Origin of the sequence: Micromonospora sp. NPDC049051 (assembly GCF_043197575.1) — a bacterium.
In the GTDB taxonomy this organism is placed as follows: domain Bacteria; phylum Actinomycetota; class Actinomycetes; order Mycobacteriales; family Micromonosporaceae; genus Micromonospora.
This window is the reverse complement of sequence record NZ_JBICTL010000005.1, coordinates 368,254-382,462: the sequence shown is the minus strand read 5'-3', so window position 1 is coordinate 382,462 and position 14,209 is coordinate 368,254. Positions and strand designations below refer to the sequence as shown.

Here is a 14,209-nt window from a genome sequence, read left to right as displayed (position 1 = left end):
CGATGCCGGCACACCACCGGCTGGTCGGCTCGCACACGCCCACCTCGGGGGGCCTGGCGAAGGCCGCCCTGCCGTACGTCGACGCGACCGGCTCGCAGGTCGTGCAGGTCTACGTGTCCAACTCGCGGGGCTGGGCGCTGCCGGCCGGCGACCCGGCCCAGGACGTGGCGTTCCGCGACGGCTGCGGCGAGCGGGGCGTGCCGGTCTTCATCCACGCGTCGCTGCTGGTCAACCTCGGCTCCCCCACCGCGAACACGGTCGAGCGGTCGGCCGAGACGCTCGCCCACGCGCTGCGGCGGGGCCGGGCGATCGGCGCCGGGGGCGTGGTCTTCCACGCCGGCAGCGCGGTCGACGAGGGGTACGCCGAGACGGCGATGCGCCAGGTACGCGAGACGCTGCTGCCGCTGCTCGACGAGGCGGCGGCAGCGGACGGCCCGCGGCTGCTGGTCGAGCCGAGCGCGGGCGGCGGTCGCTCGCTCGCCTCCCGCGTGGAACAGCTCGGGCCCTACCTCGACGCGGTCGAGCGCCACCCCTGGCTCGGCGTCTGCTTCGACACGTGCCACGCCTGGGCGGCGGGGCACGACCTGGCCGTCGAGGGCGGCATGACCGCGACGCTGGACACGCTCGTGGCGACGGTCGGGGCCGACCGCCTACGGCTGGTGCACGCGAACGACTCGAAGGACCTCTGCGGCTCGACCCGGGACCGGCACGAGAACATCGGCAAGGGCACCATCGGCGAGCCGGCGTTCGCCGAGCTGATGGCGCATCCGGCCACCGCCGGCGTACCGGTCGTGGTGGAGACCCCCACGGAGAAGCACGTCGGCCACGCCGCCGACATCGCCACCCTGCGGCGGCTGCACCCCTGACGTCCGGGTACGCCGGCCGCCCCGGTCAGCCCCGCAGGATGCGGGTGAGGACCTCGATGGTCCGGTCGATGCCGGCGTCGTCGACGTCCAGGTGGGTGACCATGCGGGCCGCGCGGGGGCCGAGCACCGAGACCAGGATGCCCTCGGCACGGGCGGCAGCCGCCAGGGCGTGCGCGTCCAGCGCCGCCTTGGTCAGGTCCAGCGGCACCAGGTTGGTCCGGACGGTCGTGGCGAGCACCCCGAACGGGGCGATCGCCTCGGCCAGCCGGGCGGCCTTCGCGTGGTCGTCGGCGAGCCGGTCGACGTGGTGCGCGAGGGCGTACCGGCCGGCGGCGGCCAGGATGCCGGCCTGCCGCATCCCACCGCCCATCCGCTTGCGGAGGAACCGGGCGCGCTCGATCTTGTCGGCGCTGCCGACGACCAGCGAGCCGACCGGTGCACCGAGCCCCTTGGAGAGGCAGACCGACAGGGTGTCGAAGAGGGCGCCGTAGTCGGCCAGCGGCACCCCGTCGGCGACGTGCGCGTGCCAGATCCGCGCGCCGTCGCAGTGCAGCGCGACCTGCGCGTCGTCGGCGCTGCGGCGCAGCTCGCGCAGCGTCGCCAGCGGGATCACCCCGCCGCCGCCCCGGTTGTGGGTCTGCTCGACGGCGATCGCCCGGGTGGGCACCGCCCAGTAGCCGTCGGGACGGATCATGGCGGCGACCACGTCGGGGTCGATGTCCGCGCCGACCGCCGGCCAGGTCCGCGAGGAGATGCCGCCGTACGCCGCGGCGGCCCCGATCTCGTACGTCACGACGTGCGCGTCGGCGTCGCAGAGCAGCTCGTTGCCCGGCGGCACCACCAGTTGCAGGGCGATCTGGTTGGCCATCGAGCCGCTCGGGGCAAACAGCGCCGCCTCGTGCCCGAACAGCGCGGCGACCTCGGCCTCCAGCGCGTTGACGGCGGGATCCTCGCCGTATACGTCGTCGCCGACCTCGGCGGTGGCCATCGCCTCCCGCATCGGAGAGGTCGGCCGGGTCACGGTGTCCGAACGCAGATCGACGAACCCGTCAGCCACGGTCGTCCCTCCGGCCACCGACTGCGGGGCTCGCAAGCTCACTCCTCGCGTCAGCCACAGTCATCCCTCCGGCCACCGACTGCGGGGCTCGCAAGCTCACTCCTCGCGTCAGCCACGGAGCATCTCCGCCACGAGGAACGCCAGCTCCAGCGACTGCTGGGTGTTCAGGCGCGGGTCGCAGGCGGTCTCGTACCGGTCGGGCAGGTCGAGGTCCTCGATGCCCTGGGCTCCGCCGAGGCACTCGGTGACGTCCTCACCGGTCAGCTCGACGTGCAACCCACCGGGGTGGGTCTCCAGGCCCCGGTGCACCTCGAAGTAGCCGAGCACCTCGTCGACGATGCGGTCGAAGTGCCGGGTCTTGTAGCCGTTGGACGACTCGTGCGTGTTGCCGTGCATCGGGTCGCACTGCCAGACCACCTTGGCGCCGGCGGCGGTCACCTTCGCCACGATCGGCGGCAGGGCGTCGCGGACCCGGTGGTTGCCCATCCGGCTGATCAGGGTGAGCCGGCCCGGGATGTTCTCCGGGTTGAGCTTCTCGCAGAGTTCGATCGCCTCGTCGGGGGTCGTCGTCGGGCCCAGCTTGACGCCGATGGGGTTCGCGATGCGGGAGATGAAGTCGATGTGCGCCCCGTCGATCTGCCGGGTGCGCTCGCCGATCCACAGGAAGTGCCCGGACAGCCCGTACGCCCGGCGGTCGGAGACCCGGGTCAGCGCCCGGTCGTACTCCAGGGCCAGGGCCTCGTGCGAGCAGTAGAGGGTGACCGTACGCAGCGCCTCGTCGTCGGTCATCCCGCAGGCCCGGATGAAGGCCAGCGCCCGGTCGATCTCCCGGGCGATCGCCTCGTAGCGCTCGCCGGCCGGGGAGTTCTTGACGAAGCCCTTGTTCCAGTCGTGCACGGCGTGCAGGTCGGCCAGCCCACCGGCGAGGTACGCGCGGAGCATGTTCATCGCGGCGGCCGAGTTCGCGTACGCCCGGATCATGCGCTGCGGGTCCGCGGCCCGCGCCTCCGGCGTCGCCTCCAGCGAGTTGATCATGTCGCCGCGGTAGGCGGGCAGGCCGCGCGCGTCGGTCGGCAGCGACCGGGGCTTGGTGTACTGCCCGGCGACCCGGGCGACCTTGACCACCGGCAGCGAGGCGCCGTAGGTGAGCACGATCGCCATCTGCAGCAGGGTGCGGGCGTTGGCCAGCAGGTGGCTCTCGGTGTTGTCGGCGAAGGTCTCCGCGCAGTCGCCGCCCTGGAGCAGGAACGCCTTGCCCTCGCAGACCAGCGCCAGCCGCTGGCGCAACTGGTCGACCTCGTAGGGCGCCACCACCGAGGGCACCGTGTCGAGCACCTTGCAGACCTCGGCGACCTCCGCCGGATCCGGCCACGGCGGAATCTGTGTGCGCGGCAGCTCCCGCCAGCGGTCGAGGCCGAGGGCCGCGTCCTCGGCGGAGTCGACGGTCGGACGGCTGGTCTGCAGCCCAGGGCTGCCCACCGCGGGATGGCTCAGCTGATGCCACTCATGGCGCATGACAGAAAGCGTACGGCGACCGGCCCCGCGGCCTGCCGGCGAGGGGGATGGTTCCGGCAGGTGAGAGCAGACTCACCCGGGCGCAGGTCAGGGGGTTGCGGCGGGGGCCGGGGTGTTGCCGCCCGGCGCCTCGGCGGCGATGCACCAGTCGGCGCCGTCCCGGGTGACCGTGAACAGCAGCGGCCGGGTGATCGTGCGGGAGCCGGCGGCGACCGAGATCGACGTGCTCACCTCCTGGCCCCGGGGACCGGAGCGGATGTCGGTGATCTCGGCCTGCGGCACGGTGAAGTGGTCGGCGAAGTCGCCGTTGGGGCCGGTCGCGGCGGCGTCGAAGCTCTCCTGGAGGGCGGCGCAGAGCTGGCTGCGTCCGGCGGCGACGTCCTTGGCGGTCATCGCGTCGAGGTACGCCTGCACCCGCTCCCGCGACTTCGCGGCGGCCTCCTCGGCCGGGGCCCGCCCGGGCTTGGTCGCCTGGTCCTCCTCCTCGCCGATGCCGCAGCCGAGCAGGGCGAAGGGCAGGGTCCCGAGCAGTACGGCGCCCGCCGCCAGCCTCCCGCGCGTCGCGCGCATCGCCACCTCCGTCGCCGTGGACATCGAGCCCGTTGAGCGGCGAGTCTGTCACATCGACCGACGTGCCCCGACGCCGCCGCGCCCGAACCGGGCGATCCGGGCGTCGGCGGGACACAGCCGGCGGGGAGGGACCGGTGCGCGGTCCCTCCCCGCCGTGTGGGTGGTGCGTCGGCACTCGGCTCAGCCGAGACCGCCCTTGATGGCGCCGATCAGCTCGCCGTTACCGGTGTCACCGGAGAGCTCCCAGAAGAAGGCGCCACCGAGGCCCTGGTTCTTCGCGTACGTCATCTTGCCGTTGATCGTGGAGGGGGTGTCGTAGCTCCACCAGTTGCTGCCGCACTTGGCGTACGCCGTGCCGGCGATGGTGCCGGTGCTCGGGCAGCTGTTCTTGAGGACCTTGTAGTCCTCGATGCCCTGCTCGTAGGTGCCCGGGGCCGGACCGGTGGCGGTGCCACCCGGGGCGGCCTGGGTCACCCCGGTCCAGCCCCGGCCGTAGAAGCCGATGCCGAGCAGCAGCTTGTCCGACGGGATGCCCTTGCTCTTGAGCTTCTGGATCGCCGCGTCGGACCAGAAGCCCTGCTGCGGGATGCCCGTGTACGAGGTGAGCGGCGAGTGCGGGGCAGTGGGGCCCTGGGCGGCCCACGCGCCGAAGTAGTCGTACGTCATCGGCATGATCCAGTTGAGGTACGTCGCGGCGCCGGCGTAGTCGGTCGCGTCGATCTTGCCGCCGTTGCTGCCGTCCGCCGTGATCGCGGCGGTCACCAGCGCGGAGGAGCCGAACTTCGTGCGCAGCGCGCTGACCACGTTCTTGAAGGCGTTCGGGCCGCTGCTGTCACAGGTGAGCCCGCAGGCGTTCGGGTACTCCCAGTCGACGTCGATGCCGTCGAAGACGTCCGCCCAGCGCGGGTCCTCGACCAGGTTGTAGCAGCTCTCGGCGAAGGCGGTCGGGTTCTGCGCGGCCTGGGTGAAGCCGCCGGACCAGGTCCAACCGCCGAAGGACCAGATCACCTTCAGGTTCGGGTACATCTTCTTGAGCTTGCGCAGCTGGTTGAAGCTGCCGCGCAGCGGCTGGTCCCACGTGTCGGCGACGCCGTCGACGCTGTCCGCCGCGGTGTACGCCTTCTCGTAGTCGGCGAAGCTGTCACCGATGGTGCAGCGGCCGTTGGTGGTGTTGCCGAAGGCGTACATGATGTGGGTCAGCTTGGCGGCCGAGCCGCTGGTGTGGATGTTCTTCACGTGGTAGTTGCGGGCGTAGACGCCCCACTGCGCGAAGTAGCCGACGACCTTCTTGCCACCCGGCGGGGTGGTGGGCGGAGGCGTGGTCGGCGGCGGGGTGGTGGGCGGCGCCGTGGTCGGCGGGGTCGTGGTGGGTGGGGTCGTGGTGGGCGGTGCGGTGGTGGGCGGTGCGCCGCCGCCGCACGCGGCCCCGTTGATCGTGCAGTTCAGCGGCGCCTTGTACGCGCCGGTGCCGTTGTAGCCCCAGCTGAACGTGCCGCCCGCCGGGATCGAACCAGCCCAGCTCTTCTTCACCGCGACGTAGTGGTCGCCGGTGCGCGTGACGTCGGCGTCCCAGGAGCTGCTGATGCTGGTGCCCGACGGCAGGTCGAACTCGATGCGCCAGGTGCTCACCGCGGCGCTCGACCCGTTGGTGATGGTCACCCGCGTCTCGTGACCGGTCCCCCAGTCCTGCACCTTGGCGAATCCGGCAGTCACGCTGCCGGCGCCGAACGCACTGGCCATCGGGACCGTGGCGACGGTCACCGCCATCACGGCGCCGACCCAGAGGGCCCGGCGGAGCGATCTCTTCATGCGGCGTCTCCCCAAACAGTTAGGAAACTTTCCAAATTGGTTGGGGAGACGCTACTCACGTCGTCATCCCTTCGTCAAGATGTGCATGTATCGATTTTGTCTGGGAGCGCGACCAGCTCCGGCCGTCCGCCGGGCGAATGCCGGACGGCGACGGCGACGACCCCGATGGTGGCCGCCGCCGGCCCGGGGGCTGCGGGTAGCTTCGGCCCATGACCGTCTTCGACACCCCGATCGACGCCCTGACCGGTGGCCCGGCCGACCTCGCGCGGTACCGCGGACGCGCGCTGCTGGTCGTCAACGTCGCCTCGCGCTGCGGCCTCACCCCGCAGTACGCCGGCCTCCAGGCGCTGCACGACGAGTACGCCGGCCGCGGCCTGGTGGTGCTCGGCGTGCCCTGCAACCAGTTCGGCGGCCAGGAGCCGGGCAGCGCCGCCGAGATCAGCGACTTCTGCGAGGTCAACTACGGGGTGACCTTCCCGCTGACCGGGAAGGTGGAGGTGAACGGCCCCGGCCGCCACCCGCTCTACGCGGCCCTGGTCGGCACCGCCGACGCCGAGGGCCACAGCGGCGACGTGCGGTGGAACTTCGAGAAGTTCCTCGTCGCGCCGGACGGCACGGTGGCGGCCCGGTTCGCGCCGGCAGTCGAGCCCGGCGCGGCCGACCTGCGCGCCGCGATCGAGAAGGTGCTGCCCCCGGCGGCCTGACACCCGGGCGGCGCGGACGTCCGACGTGGACTCGCCGCGCCACTGCGTGTCAGCCGGACTACGATCGGCGACACCGGGGTGGTCCTGGCGGAAGGGGGCGGGATGTTCTTCGCGGTGCAGGAAGAGCGCGCACCGGGCCAGGTCCCGCCCGGCCACCACGTCAGCATCCAGGCTCCGCTCGACGCCGGTCGGGTGGTGCTGGACGCCGCCGTGCCCGACGACGTGCTGCGCGACCAGGGCCGGCTGCGGCACCTCCCGCCGGCCCCCGGGCACCTCGACGCCCCCGGGCGGCACCGCTTCGCGCTGGCGCACCTGCTCGCACGGGTCGAGGGGGCGGTGTCCTACATCCGGATGCCGCCGGAGGATTTGCCGCCGTTCGTCTGGGAACTCTTCGCGACGGCGGGACCGGTGGTGTTCGCCTGGCGCGACCCGACGACCGGCGACCGCGTCGAGCGGGTGGTGACGGCAATCCGGCGCGACGGCGACCCGGACGACCGGACCGGGTGCACCCCGACGCGGCCCCGCCGGCCGTGACCGCGCGGTTCTCCGCGCGACGACGGCGAGTCAGGCACCAGGCGGAATTGTCGACCGTAAAGATAGGGAATTCCGACACCGCGAGCGGAGTTGGGACGGACATGACAACTGTGGGACTGATCGGCAGTGGACACATCGGCGGCACGGTGGCACGGCTGGCGGTGGCCGCCGGCTACGACGTGGTGCTCAGCAACTCGCGCGGCCCGGAGACCCTCAAGGACCTCGTCGAGGAGTTGGGCCCGCGCGCCCGGGCGGCCACGGCCCGGGAGGCCGCGCAGGCCGGCGACCTGGTCGTCGTCACCATCCCGCTGAAGGCGTACCAGGACGTGCCGGTCGAGCCGCTCGCCGGCAAGCTCGTGCTCGACACCAACAACTACTACCCGGAGCGGGACGGCCGGTTCCCCGAGCTCGACTCAGGCGCCACCACCAGCAGCGAGTTGCTCCAGCGGCACCTGCCGCAGTCGCGGGTGGTCAAGGTGTTCAACAACATCTTCTTCAAGCACCTGCACGTACTGGCCCGGCCGAGCGGCGCCGACGACCGCAGCGCCCTGCCCGTCGCCGGCGACGACGCGGGCGCGAAGGCCGAGGCCACGGCCTTCCTCGACCGGATCGGCTACGACGCCGTGGACGCCGGGACCCTCGCCGAGAGCTGGCGCTACCAGCCCGACACCCCCGCGTACGGGACCATCTACTCCGCCGATCCGGCGGACTGGGAGCGCGAGGCGCCCGCCGACGCCGCGAAGGTACGCGCCGCCCTGACCGAAGCCACCCGCTGAACCGACCGCCTCGGCCAACCCGGTGCCGGCCCGCGTCGCGATGAGCCCTCGGCCCGGCGGGTCGCACCACGGACGGTGCGACCCGCCGGGCCCGGCTAGTCTTCGGCCGTGCAGCTCACCACCGTGGACGACATCATCGCGGCCGAGCGGCGCATCGCGGGGCGGGTCGTCCGCACCCCGCTGCTGCCCTGCCCCCGCCTCGGCGACGAGCTGCGGCTCGACCTCGCGGTCAAGGCGGAGAACCTCCAGCACACCGGCAGCTTCAAGGTGCGGGGCGCGCTCAACGCGCTGCTCGCCCGCGTCGAACGGGAGGGGGCACCCGCCGGGCTGACCGCCTTCTCCGCCGGCAATCACGCGGCGGCCGTGGCCTTCGCCGGGCACGCCTTCGGCCTGCCGACAGTCGTCTGCATGCCGCCGCAGGCGGTGCCGACCAAGGTCGAGACGGTCCGCCGCTACGGCGGTGAGGTCGTCCTCACCGACGATCTGTCGGGGACCTGCCAGGCGCTCGCGGCGGAGCGCGGCTACCACCTCCTGCACCCGTTCGACGACGTGGACGTCATCGCCGGTCAGGCCACCGTCGGCAGGGAGATCCTCGCCGACGGTCCACCGCCGGAGCTGGTCCTCGTGCCGGTGGGTGGTGGCGGGCTGATCAGCGGGGTGGCGTCGGCCGTCCGGGCGGCCGTTCCGAGCGCCCGTGTCGTCGGGGTCGAGCCGGTCACCGCCAACGCCCTCGGCCACGCGCTGCGCACCGGGGGCGACGCCCTCGCGGTGCGGCCCGTCTCGATCGCCGACGGGCTGGCGGCCCCGTTCGCCGGGCGGCACACACTGGCGCACGTCCGCGCCCTGGTGGACGGGGTGGTCGAGGTGTCCGAGGAGGACATCCGGGCCGCCTGGTGGGAGCTGCTGGACGCGACGAAACTGCTGGTCGAGCCCTCCGCCGCCGTCACCCTCGCCGCGTTGCGGGCGGGCCTGGTGGACGCCGTCCCGGGCACGCGTACCGTGCTGGTCCTCAGCGGCGGCAACGTCTCCCCGGCCACGCTCGCGTCCCTGGCCTGAGCACCAGCGGCCAGACGCGACCGGCTCCCCCGCCGCCGGTCCTGACGGCGGGTGCGCGCGCCCAGCCGCGTCCTTCCCGCTCGGCTCAGGCCGGGACGAGCCCACGGTTTGTAGCTAACCTTCCTTGACGAGGCATCAACCTGTAGCTAAGTTTCGACCAAACCGACGGGAGGGGCGACATGGAGCGTAGAAAGTTCCTGGCCGGAGCGGGTGCGGTGACCGCGGGCGCGGTCGCGGCGACGGCCCCCGGCGCGGCCGGTCACGCCGCGCCCGGTATCCGCCACGTGGAGACCGGGCTCGACGTGCTCGTCCGGTCCGACTTCGCGGACCTCGCCGGCCAGCGGGTGGGCGTGATCTCGAACCCCACCGGCGTGGACTCGGCCTACCGGCACCTGGTCGACCTGATGCACGCCTCCGGCACGGTGCGGCTGGCCGCCGCGTTCGGGCCCGAGCACGGCTTCCGCGGCTCGGCGCAGGCCGGGGGCAGCGAGGGCACCGGCATCGACGCCCGCACCGGGATCACGGTCTACGACGCGTACGGCGCCACGCTGGCCAAGTGGGAATCCATGTTCACCGAAGCCGGCGTCGACACCGTCGTCTTCGACATCCAGGACGTCGGCGCCCGCTTCTACACCTACATCTGGACCATGTACACCTCGATGCTGGCCGCCGCCCGCGTCGGCAAGCGGTACGTGGTGCTGGACCGGCCGAACCCGGTCGGCGGCCGGGCCTACGGGCCGATGATGACCGCCGGCTACACCTCGGGGGTGGGCCTGAAGGAGATCGTCCAGCAGCACGGGATGACCGTCGGCGAGCTGGCCCAATTCTTCAACGCCGAGTTCCTGCCCGCCGAGGCCGGCCGCCAGGTCGACCTGCACGTCGTGAAGTGCCGGCACTGGAAGCGCGACAAGCTGGCCGCCGACACCGACCTGCCCTGGGTGCTGCCCAGCCCGAACATGCCCACCACGGACACCGCGCTGGTCTACCCCGGCACCGGCCTGTTCGAGGGCGTCGCCTCGCTCACCGAGGGCCGGGGCACCTGCAAGCCGTTCGAGCTGATCGGCGGGCTGGCCGAGGACTTCGACTACCACTGGTCCGACCGGCTCAACGCCCGCGAGCTGCCCGGCGTCGAGTTCCGCGAGGCGTACTTCACGCCGACGTCCGCCGGGCAGAAGCCCGCGCTGCTCAACAAGCTCTGCGCCGGGGTCGAGGTCAAGGTCGTCGACCGGGCGAAGTACGACCCGATCCGTACGGCGGTCGCGATGCTGGTGGAGGCGCACAAGTACGACGCGTTCGCGTGGCGGCGCGACTCGTGGGACACCGTGCGCCCGTACTGGATCGACAAGCTCACCGGGTCGCCACGGCTGCGCACGATGATCGACGCGGGCGCCGACGTGGACGACGTGGTCGGCGCCTGGGCCGACGAGCTGGCGGACTTCGACCGCCGCCGCAGGCCCCACCTGCTCTACTGACCGCCCGATCAGGCGCGGGCGCGAGTCGACGATCCAGTTCGTTCGGCTCGCGCCCGCGCCTGACTCGTCACTTCCGGCTACGGGGCCCTGCCGCCTGGCCGGCTGGCCGGTGCGCGTCGAGGAAGACGCGTACGCCGGTGGTGGCGTAGTGCTCGAGTTCGGCGCCGGCGGGCATCTGGTCCGTGCCGCAGAACAGGACCCGGTTCCAGGGGATCGACAACACGAGCCAGCAGAACTGGTACGCGGCGAGCCTCGGTTCGTCGACCCGCAGCAGCCCGCGTTCGTGCAGGTGGGCGAAGCAGTCGGCGAGTGCGGCGGTCACCCGCTGCGGGCCCTGCTCATAGAAGGTACGACCCAGCTCGGGAAACCGGTCGGCCTCGGCGATCACCAGGCGACGCAGCCGCATCACGTCAGGCTGGATGACGAACGTGATGAACCGCCGGGCCAGCGCGGTGAGGTCGGCGTCCAGGTCCTCGGTGTCGTGCAGCGCGTCGACCGCCGAGCGGAACATCTCGTCGACCTGCCCGACCGAACTCTCGATCAGCTCGGTGAACAGCCGCTCCTTGCTGGCGAAGTGCTTGTAGACCGTCTGTTTCGACACGGCGGCGGTGGCGGCGACCTCGTCCATGCTGGCCCCCATGTAGCCGTTGCGCAGGAACACCTCGGCGGCAGCCGCCAGGATGGCGGCGCGCTTGCGGGCCGATCTGTTGCCCGCCGACTCCGGCGTACCCGTTGCTGGTGTGGTCATGGTTGGCGCTCCTCAGGTCCGGCCCTCTCAGCCCCAAGAGAGTACTGGACAGTCCAGTTCCCTTTCAGTACCGTACCGTCTAGTTCCGTTGCGCCCGTACGGCAACCGCGACGAATCCCCCCACGCCTTGTGAGAGAGCAGCCGATGACCGCGCACAGCGCCCTGCCGCCCGTCGCCACGCCCACCGTGAGCGACCTCAGCCCCACCCGCACCCTGATCGCCGCCGGCCTACTCCCCGGGCCACTGTTCATCCTGGTCGCGGCGGCCCAGATCCTCACCCGCGACGGATTCGACCTACGGCACCATCCGCTCAGCGCGCTCAGCCTCGGCGACGCCGGCTGGGTCCAGATCGCCAACTTCGTGATCGTCGGCGCGCTGTCGGCCGCCTTCGCGGTCGGCGTCCGGCGTGGCCTGCGTGGCGGCCCGGCCGGCACCTGGGGACCCGTCCTCCTCGGCGGCTACGGCATCGGGCTGATCGCCGCCGGATTGTTCGTCACGGACGGCGCCTACGGCTTCCCCGCGGGCGCCCCAGCCGGGCTGCCGGCCACCTTCAGCTGGCACGCCATGGTCCACGGCGCGGCCGCGACCCTGGCGTTCCTGTCACTGACCGCCGCCTGCGGCGTCTTCGCGCGCCGGTTCGTCACCCAGCGGCGGCCGGTGTGGGCCGCCGCGAGCCTCGCCACCGGCGTCGCGGTGCCGGTCCTCGCCGCCTGGCCGGGTACGGGCGCCGCCAGCATCCGCCTGGCCGTCGCCACGCTGCTGGCCTGGGCCTGGCTCACCGCACTCGCCGCGCAGCTACGGGCGGACCAGCGCACCGCAGGCTGACCCGCCGGAATCACCGACCGACCGCATCGGCCGCAGGGCCGACGAAGCGCACCCCTCGTGACCGACGATCGGAGACTCCCATGTCCTTCCAGGCGTACCTCGACAACGTCGAGGCCAAGACGGGCAAGACCCCGCAGCAGTTCATCGACATGGCGCGGCGAAGGAACTGACCCGGCACGGCGACATCCTCGACTGGCTCAAGACCGACTACCAGCTGGGCACCGGTCACGCCCGCGCCATCGCGCACGTCATCTTGCACGGACCCGAGTTCGAGGTACGGCACACCACCGGCCCGCACCGCGACGCGTCGGGAGTGCTCGAACTCGACGGCAAGCGCCGACCCGAATGACGGGCGACCCGCCCCATGGCCCGGTCCCGGTGACCATCAGCGCTGCGGGCGCGGTGGCGCTCACGGTCAGCTCGTGCGGGTCAGCTCCAGTACGGGGATGGTGCGAATCCCCGCGGTCTTGCGCGCGTAGTCGGCGAAGCCGGGGTACCGGCTGGCCTGCTCGTCGAAGATCCGGTCACGCTCCTCGCCGGTCAGTTCACGCACCGCCACGGCATAGGTCTCCGTGCCTCGCTCGATGGTTCCCTCACCGGCTGATGTCAGGTTGTAGTACCAGCCCGGGTTCTCCGGGGCGCCGCCCTTGGACGCGAAGACGTAGATGACGTTCCCGTCGGTCTCATTCGGCAGATACATCATCGGGCTGACCATCTCGCGGCCACTCTTGCGGCCCCGATGGTGCACCAGCACCATCGGGGCGCCGGCGAACGGGCCGCCGACGCGGCCCGAGTTCGCCCGGAACTCTTCGATGACCTTCGTGTTCCAGTCGCTCATCGTCACTCCTTGTCTGTGGCAAGCTCGCTCGGTCCATTGTTGTCGGACCGCCGCGCGCGGCCTGGGGTTCATGCGGCGTGGGAAGTCGCCCCGCACCACCGCCATCGAGCGATCCGACACTCAGTCGGCTCTGCTCAGCCCCAGCGACGGCAGGTACAGGGGTGTGTTGCCGGTTGCCGCGACCCAGCCCCGGTAGGACAGGTCGGCCGGGTCGGAGATCCGGAATCCGTCGCGGAGTCCCGTGACTGTCATGGCCGCGACGCGGCGGTGGTCGTCCAGGGTGACCGGCCAGTCGAACTCCACGTCGAGTCGGCGGACCGCTGCCCAAGCTCGTAGGCGAGTCGGTGCAGCAGGGCGTCGACGTCTCGGGCCGGTAGCCGCGCCGGCCGGGCCAGGCACGCGGCAGCGCCAGTTCGCGGATGCTGCCCGAGGTCAGCGACCCGGTCCGTGGGACGGCAGCCTCGTGTTCACCTATTCAGTCGGCCTGGGCGGCCAGTTCGCGGGCGCGGTCGCGGGCCGCCTCCAGCGCGGCGAGCAGCGCCGCCCGTACGCCGTGCTTCTCCAGCTCGCGTACGGCGGAGATGGTGGTGCCGGCCGGCGAGGTGACCGCCTCGCGCAGCTTCACCGGGTGCTCGCCGGAGTCGCGCAGCATCACGGCCGAGCCGATGGCGGTCTGCACGATCAGCTCGTGCGCGACCTGCCGGGGCAGGCCGAGCAGGATGCCGGCGTCGATCATCGCCTCGACGAGCAGGTAGAAGTACGCCGGCCCGGAGCCGGAGAGTGCGGTCACCGCGTCCTGCTGGGACTCGGGCACCCGGACGGTCGAACCCAGCGGCTTGAACATCTCCTCGGCCAACGCGAGGTGCGTGCCGGTCGCGTGCGCGCCGGCGGAGATCGCCGTCATCGCCTGGTCGACCAGGGCCGGGGTGTTGGTCATCACCCGCACCACGGGCGTGCCGTCGGGCAGCCGGCGGTTGAAGAAGCTGGTGGGCAGGCCGGCGCAGAGGGAGATCACGAGCTTGTCGGCGGGCACCTTCGGCCCGATCTCGTCGAGCAGCGTCGCCGCGTCCTGCGGCTTGACGGAGACGGCGAGCACCTCCGCCTCGGCCACCGCCGTGAGGTTGTCGACCACCCGGATCCCGTAGCGGGCGGTCAGCTCCTCAGCGCGGGCGGGCCGACGCGCGGTGGCGAGCAGCCGGTCCACCGGCCAGCCCGACCGCAGCAGCCCGGAGAGCATCAGCTCGCCGATCTTGCCGGCCCCGATGACCGCGACCGTGTGCACCGAACCCGCCATCGCGGTCGTACCCCCTCGCCGTGAGCCGGCGTGGGGGGGGGGGGGGGGGCGGCGCCCCGGGGCGCCGCGCGGAGCCAGCACAGCAGGGACAAGCACAACCGCGCCGCGCGCCCCCCCCCACCCCCCCCGGGCCGCAGACGCGGGC

Annotated in this window: 16 protein-coding genes and 1 pseudogene; 9 read left to right on the top strand and 8 right to left on the bottom strand. The window is 72.5% G+C overall.

The features are described 5' to 3' along the window. Nucleotides 1-2: 2 nt before the first annotated feature. Entirely contained in the window at nt 3-866 is an 864-nt protein-coding gene (locus tag ACGFIR_RS22950; protein ID WP_393147010.1) for a deoxyribonuclease IV, read from the top strand. Between the two features lie 25 nt (nt 867-891). On the opposite strand, the gene ACGFIR_RS22945 is transcribed toward ACGFIR_RS22950, so the two are convergent. The 4 genes from ACGFIR_RS22945 to ACGFIR_RS22930 all read right to left on the bottom strand — a co-directional run bounded on the left by ACGFIR_RS22945 (nt 892) and on the right by ACGFIR_RS22930 (nt 5,817). Then, complete coding sequence (locus ACGFIR_RS22945) at nt 892-1,923, bottom strand: threonine aldolase family protein (RefSeq protein ID WP_393147008.1); 1,032 nt, start codon at nt 1,921-1,923, stop codon at nt 892-894. A gap of 108 nt (nt 1,924-2,031) precedes the next feature. Beyond that, nucleotides 2,032-3,438 carry a class II 3-deoxy-7-phosphoheptulonate synthase gene (locus ACGFIR_RS22940; RefSeq protein ID WP_393002141.1) on the bottom strand — a complete coding sequence of 469 codons (1,407 nt, stop codon included), beginning with the start codon at nt 3,436-3,438 and terminating at the stop codon, nt 2,032-2,034. An 87-nt stretch (nt 3,439-3,525) separates the two neighbouring features. After that, nucleotides 3,526-4,008: a hypothetical protein gene (locus tag ACGFIR_RS22935; protein WP_393002139.1), complete on the bottom strand. Its 483-nt coding sequence runs from the start codon at nt 4,006-4,008 to the stop codon at nt 3,526-3,528. A 180-nt stretch (nt 4,009-4,188) separates the two neighbouring features. Next, nucleotides 4,189-5,817, bottom strand: a complete 1,629-nt coding sequence (locus ACGFIR_RS22930) for a glycosyl hydrolase family 18 protein (protein ID WP_393147006.1) — start codon at nt 5,815-5,817, stop codon at nt 4,189-4,191. Between the two features lie 209 nt (nt 5,818-6,026). Here ACGFIR_RS22930 and ACGFIR_RS22925 point away from each other — a divergent pair, with 209 nt between their 5' ends. The 5 genes from ACGFIR_RS22925 to ACGFIR_RS22905 all read left to right on the top strand — a co-directional run bounded on the left by ACGFIR_RS22925 (nt 6,027) and on the right by ACGFIR_RS22905 (nt 10,359). After that, the gene (locus ACGFIR_RS22925) at nt 6,027-6,521 is read left to right on the top strand and encodes a glutathione peroxidase (RefSeq protein WP_393147004.1); all 495 of its coding nucleotides are present in this window, start codon (nt 6,027-6,029) and stop codon (nt 6,519-6,521) included. Between the two features lie 102 nt (nt 6,522-6,623). Continuing rightward, the gene (locus ACGFIR_RS22920; protein ID WP_393147002.1) at nt 6,624-7,055 is read left to right on the top strand and encodes a hypothetical protein; all 432 of its coding nucleotides are present in this window, start codon (nt 6,624-6,626) and stop codon (nt 7,053-7,055) included. Further along, a complete protein-coding gene (locus ACGFIR_RS22915; RefSeq protein ID WP_393146999.1) occupies nt 7,025-7,831 on the top strand; it encodes an NADPH-dependent F420 reductase in 807 nt (268 codons plus the stop codon). The genes ACGFIR_RS22920 and ACGFIR_RS22915 overlap by 31 nt, the downstream gene beginning before the upstream one ends. 108 nt (nt 7,832-7,939) lie before the next feature. Then, complete coding sequence (locus tag ACGFIR_RS22910) at nt 7,940-8,887, top strand: threonine/serine dehydratase (protein WP_393146997.1); 948 nt, start codon at nt 7,940-7,942, stop codon at nt 8,885-8,887. A gap of 179 nt (nt 8,888-9,066) precedes the next feature. Further along, nucleotides 9,067-10,359 (top strand): exo-beta-N-acetylmuramidase NamZ domain-containing protein, encoded by a 1,293-nt coding sequence (locus ACGFIR_RS22905; RefSeq protein ID WP_393002127.1) that lies wholly within the window; start codon nt 9,067-9,069, stop codon nt 10,357-10,359. 67 nt (nt 10,360-10,426) lie between these two features. On the opposite strand, the gene ACGFIR_RS22900 is transcribed toward ACGFIR_RS22905, so the two are convergent. Then, on the bottom strand, nt 10,427-11,107 hold the full coding sequence (locus tag ACGFIR_RS22900) for a TetR/AcrR family transcriptional regulator (RefSeq protein WP_393146995.1): 681 nt from the start codon (nt 11,105-11,107) through the stop codon (nt 10,427-10,429). Between the two features lie 144 nt (nt 11,108-11,251). Here ACGFIR_RS22900 and ACGFIR_RS22895 point away from each other — a divergent pair, with 144 nt between their 5' ends. From ACGFIR_RS22895 to ACGFIR_RS22885, 3 genes are all read left to right on the top strand, one after another. Further along, a complete protein-coding gene (locus ACGFIR_RS22895) occupies nt 11,252-11,932 on the top strand; it encodes a DUF998 domain-containing protein (RefSeq protein WP_393146993.1) in 681 nt (226 codons plus the stop codon). Between the two features lie 80 nt (nt 11,933-12,012). Next, nucleotides 12,013-12,102, top strand: a complete 90-nt coding sequence (locus ACGFIR_RS22890) for a DUF4287 domain-containing protein (RefSeq protein ID WP_393146991.1) — start codon at nt 12,013-12,015, stop codon at nt 12,100-12,102. Beyond that, nucleotides 12,099-12,281 carry a DUF4287 domain-containing protein gene (locus tag ACGFIR_RS22885; protein WP_393147289.1) on the top strand — a complete coding sequence of 61 codons (183 nt, stop codon included), beginning with the start codon at nt 12,099-12,101 and terminating at the stop codon, nt 12,279-12,281. Before ACGFIR_RS22890 ends, ACGFIR_RS22885 begins: the two co-directional genes overlap by 4 nt. A gap of 66 nt (nt 12,282-12,347) precedes the next feature. Here ACGFIR_RS22885 and ACGFIR_RS22880 read toward each other — a convergent pair whose 3' ends face one another. The 3 genes and pseudogenes from ACGFIR_RS22880 to proC all read right to left on the bottom strand — a co-directional run bounded on the left by ACGFIR_RS22880 (nt 12,348) and on the right by proC (nt 14,064). After that, complete coding sequence (locus ACGFIR_RS22880; RefSeq protein WP_393146989.1) at nt 12,348-12,770, bottom strand: nitroreductase family deazaflavin-dependent oxidoreductase; 423 nt, start codon at nt 12,768-12,770, stop codon at nt 12,348-12,350. Between the two features lie 120 nt (nt 12,771-12,890). Continuing rightward, a pseudogene (locus ACGFIR_RS22875) lies at nt 12,891-13,175 on the bottom strand (hypothetical protein); the annotation flags it as partial. A gap of 70 nt (nt 13,176-13,245) precedes the next feature. Next, nucleotides 13,246-14,064 carry a pyrroline-5-carboxylate reductase gene (gene proC / locus ACGFIR_RS22870; RefSeq protein ID WP_393002117.1) on the bottom strand — a complete coding sequence of 273 codons (819 nt, stop codon included), beginning with the start codon at nt 14,062-14,064 and terminating at the stop codon, nt 13,246-13,248. Nucleotides 14,065-14,209 lie beyond the last annotated feature (145 nt).

Coding starts and splice junctions, on each gene's coding strand:
- ACGFIR_RS22880 (WP_393146989.1), bottom strand. CDS start 12,770: ATGAGCGACTGGAACACGAAGGTCATCGAAGAGTTCCGGGCGAACTCG.
- proC (WP_393002117.1), bottom strand. CDS start 14,064: ATGGCGGGTTCGGTGCACACGGTCGCGGTCATCGGGGCCGGCAAGATC.
- ACGFIR_RS22920 (WP_393147002.1), top strand. CDS start 6,624: ATGTTCTTCGCGGTGCAGGAAGAGCGCGCACCGGGCCAGGTCCCGCCC.
- ACGFIR_RS22925 (WP_393147004.1), top strand. CDS start 6,027: ATGACCGTCTTCGACACCCCGATCGACGCCCTGACCGGTGGCCCGGCC.
- ACGFIR_RS22890 (WP_393146991.1), top strand. CDS start 12,013: ATGTCCTTCCAGGCGTACCTCGACAACGTCGAGGCCAAGACGGGCAAG.
- ACGFIR_RS22935 (WP_393002139.1), bottom strand. CDS start 4,008: ATGCGCGCGACGCGCGGGAGGCTGGCGGCGGGCGCCGTACTGCTCGGG.
- ACGFIR_RS22895 (WP_393146993.1), top strand. CDS start 11,252: ATGACCGCGCACAGCGCCCTGCCGCCCGTCGCCACGCCCACCGTGAGC.
- ACGFIR_RS22950 (WP_393147010.1), top strand. CDS start 3: ATGCCGGCACACCACCGGCTGGTCGGCTCGCACACGCCCACCTCGGGG.
- ACGFIR_RS22940 (WP_393002141.1), bottom strand. CDS start 3,438: ATGCGCCATGAGTGGCATCAGCTGAGCCATCCCGCGGTGGGCAGCCCT.
- ACGFIR_RS22905 (WP_393002127.1), top strand. CDS start 9,067: ATGGAGCGTAGAAAGTTCCTGGCCGGAGCGGGTGCGGTGACCGCGGGC.
- ACGFIR_RS22930 (WP_393147006.1), bottom strand. CDS start 5,817: ATGAAGAGATCGCTCCGCCGGGCCCTCTGGGTCGGCGCCGTGATGGCG.
- ACGFIR_RS22900 (WP_393146995.1), bottom strand. CDS start 11,107: ATGACCACACCAGCAACGGGTACGCCGGAGTCGGCGGGCAACAGATCG.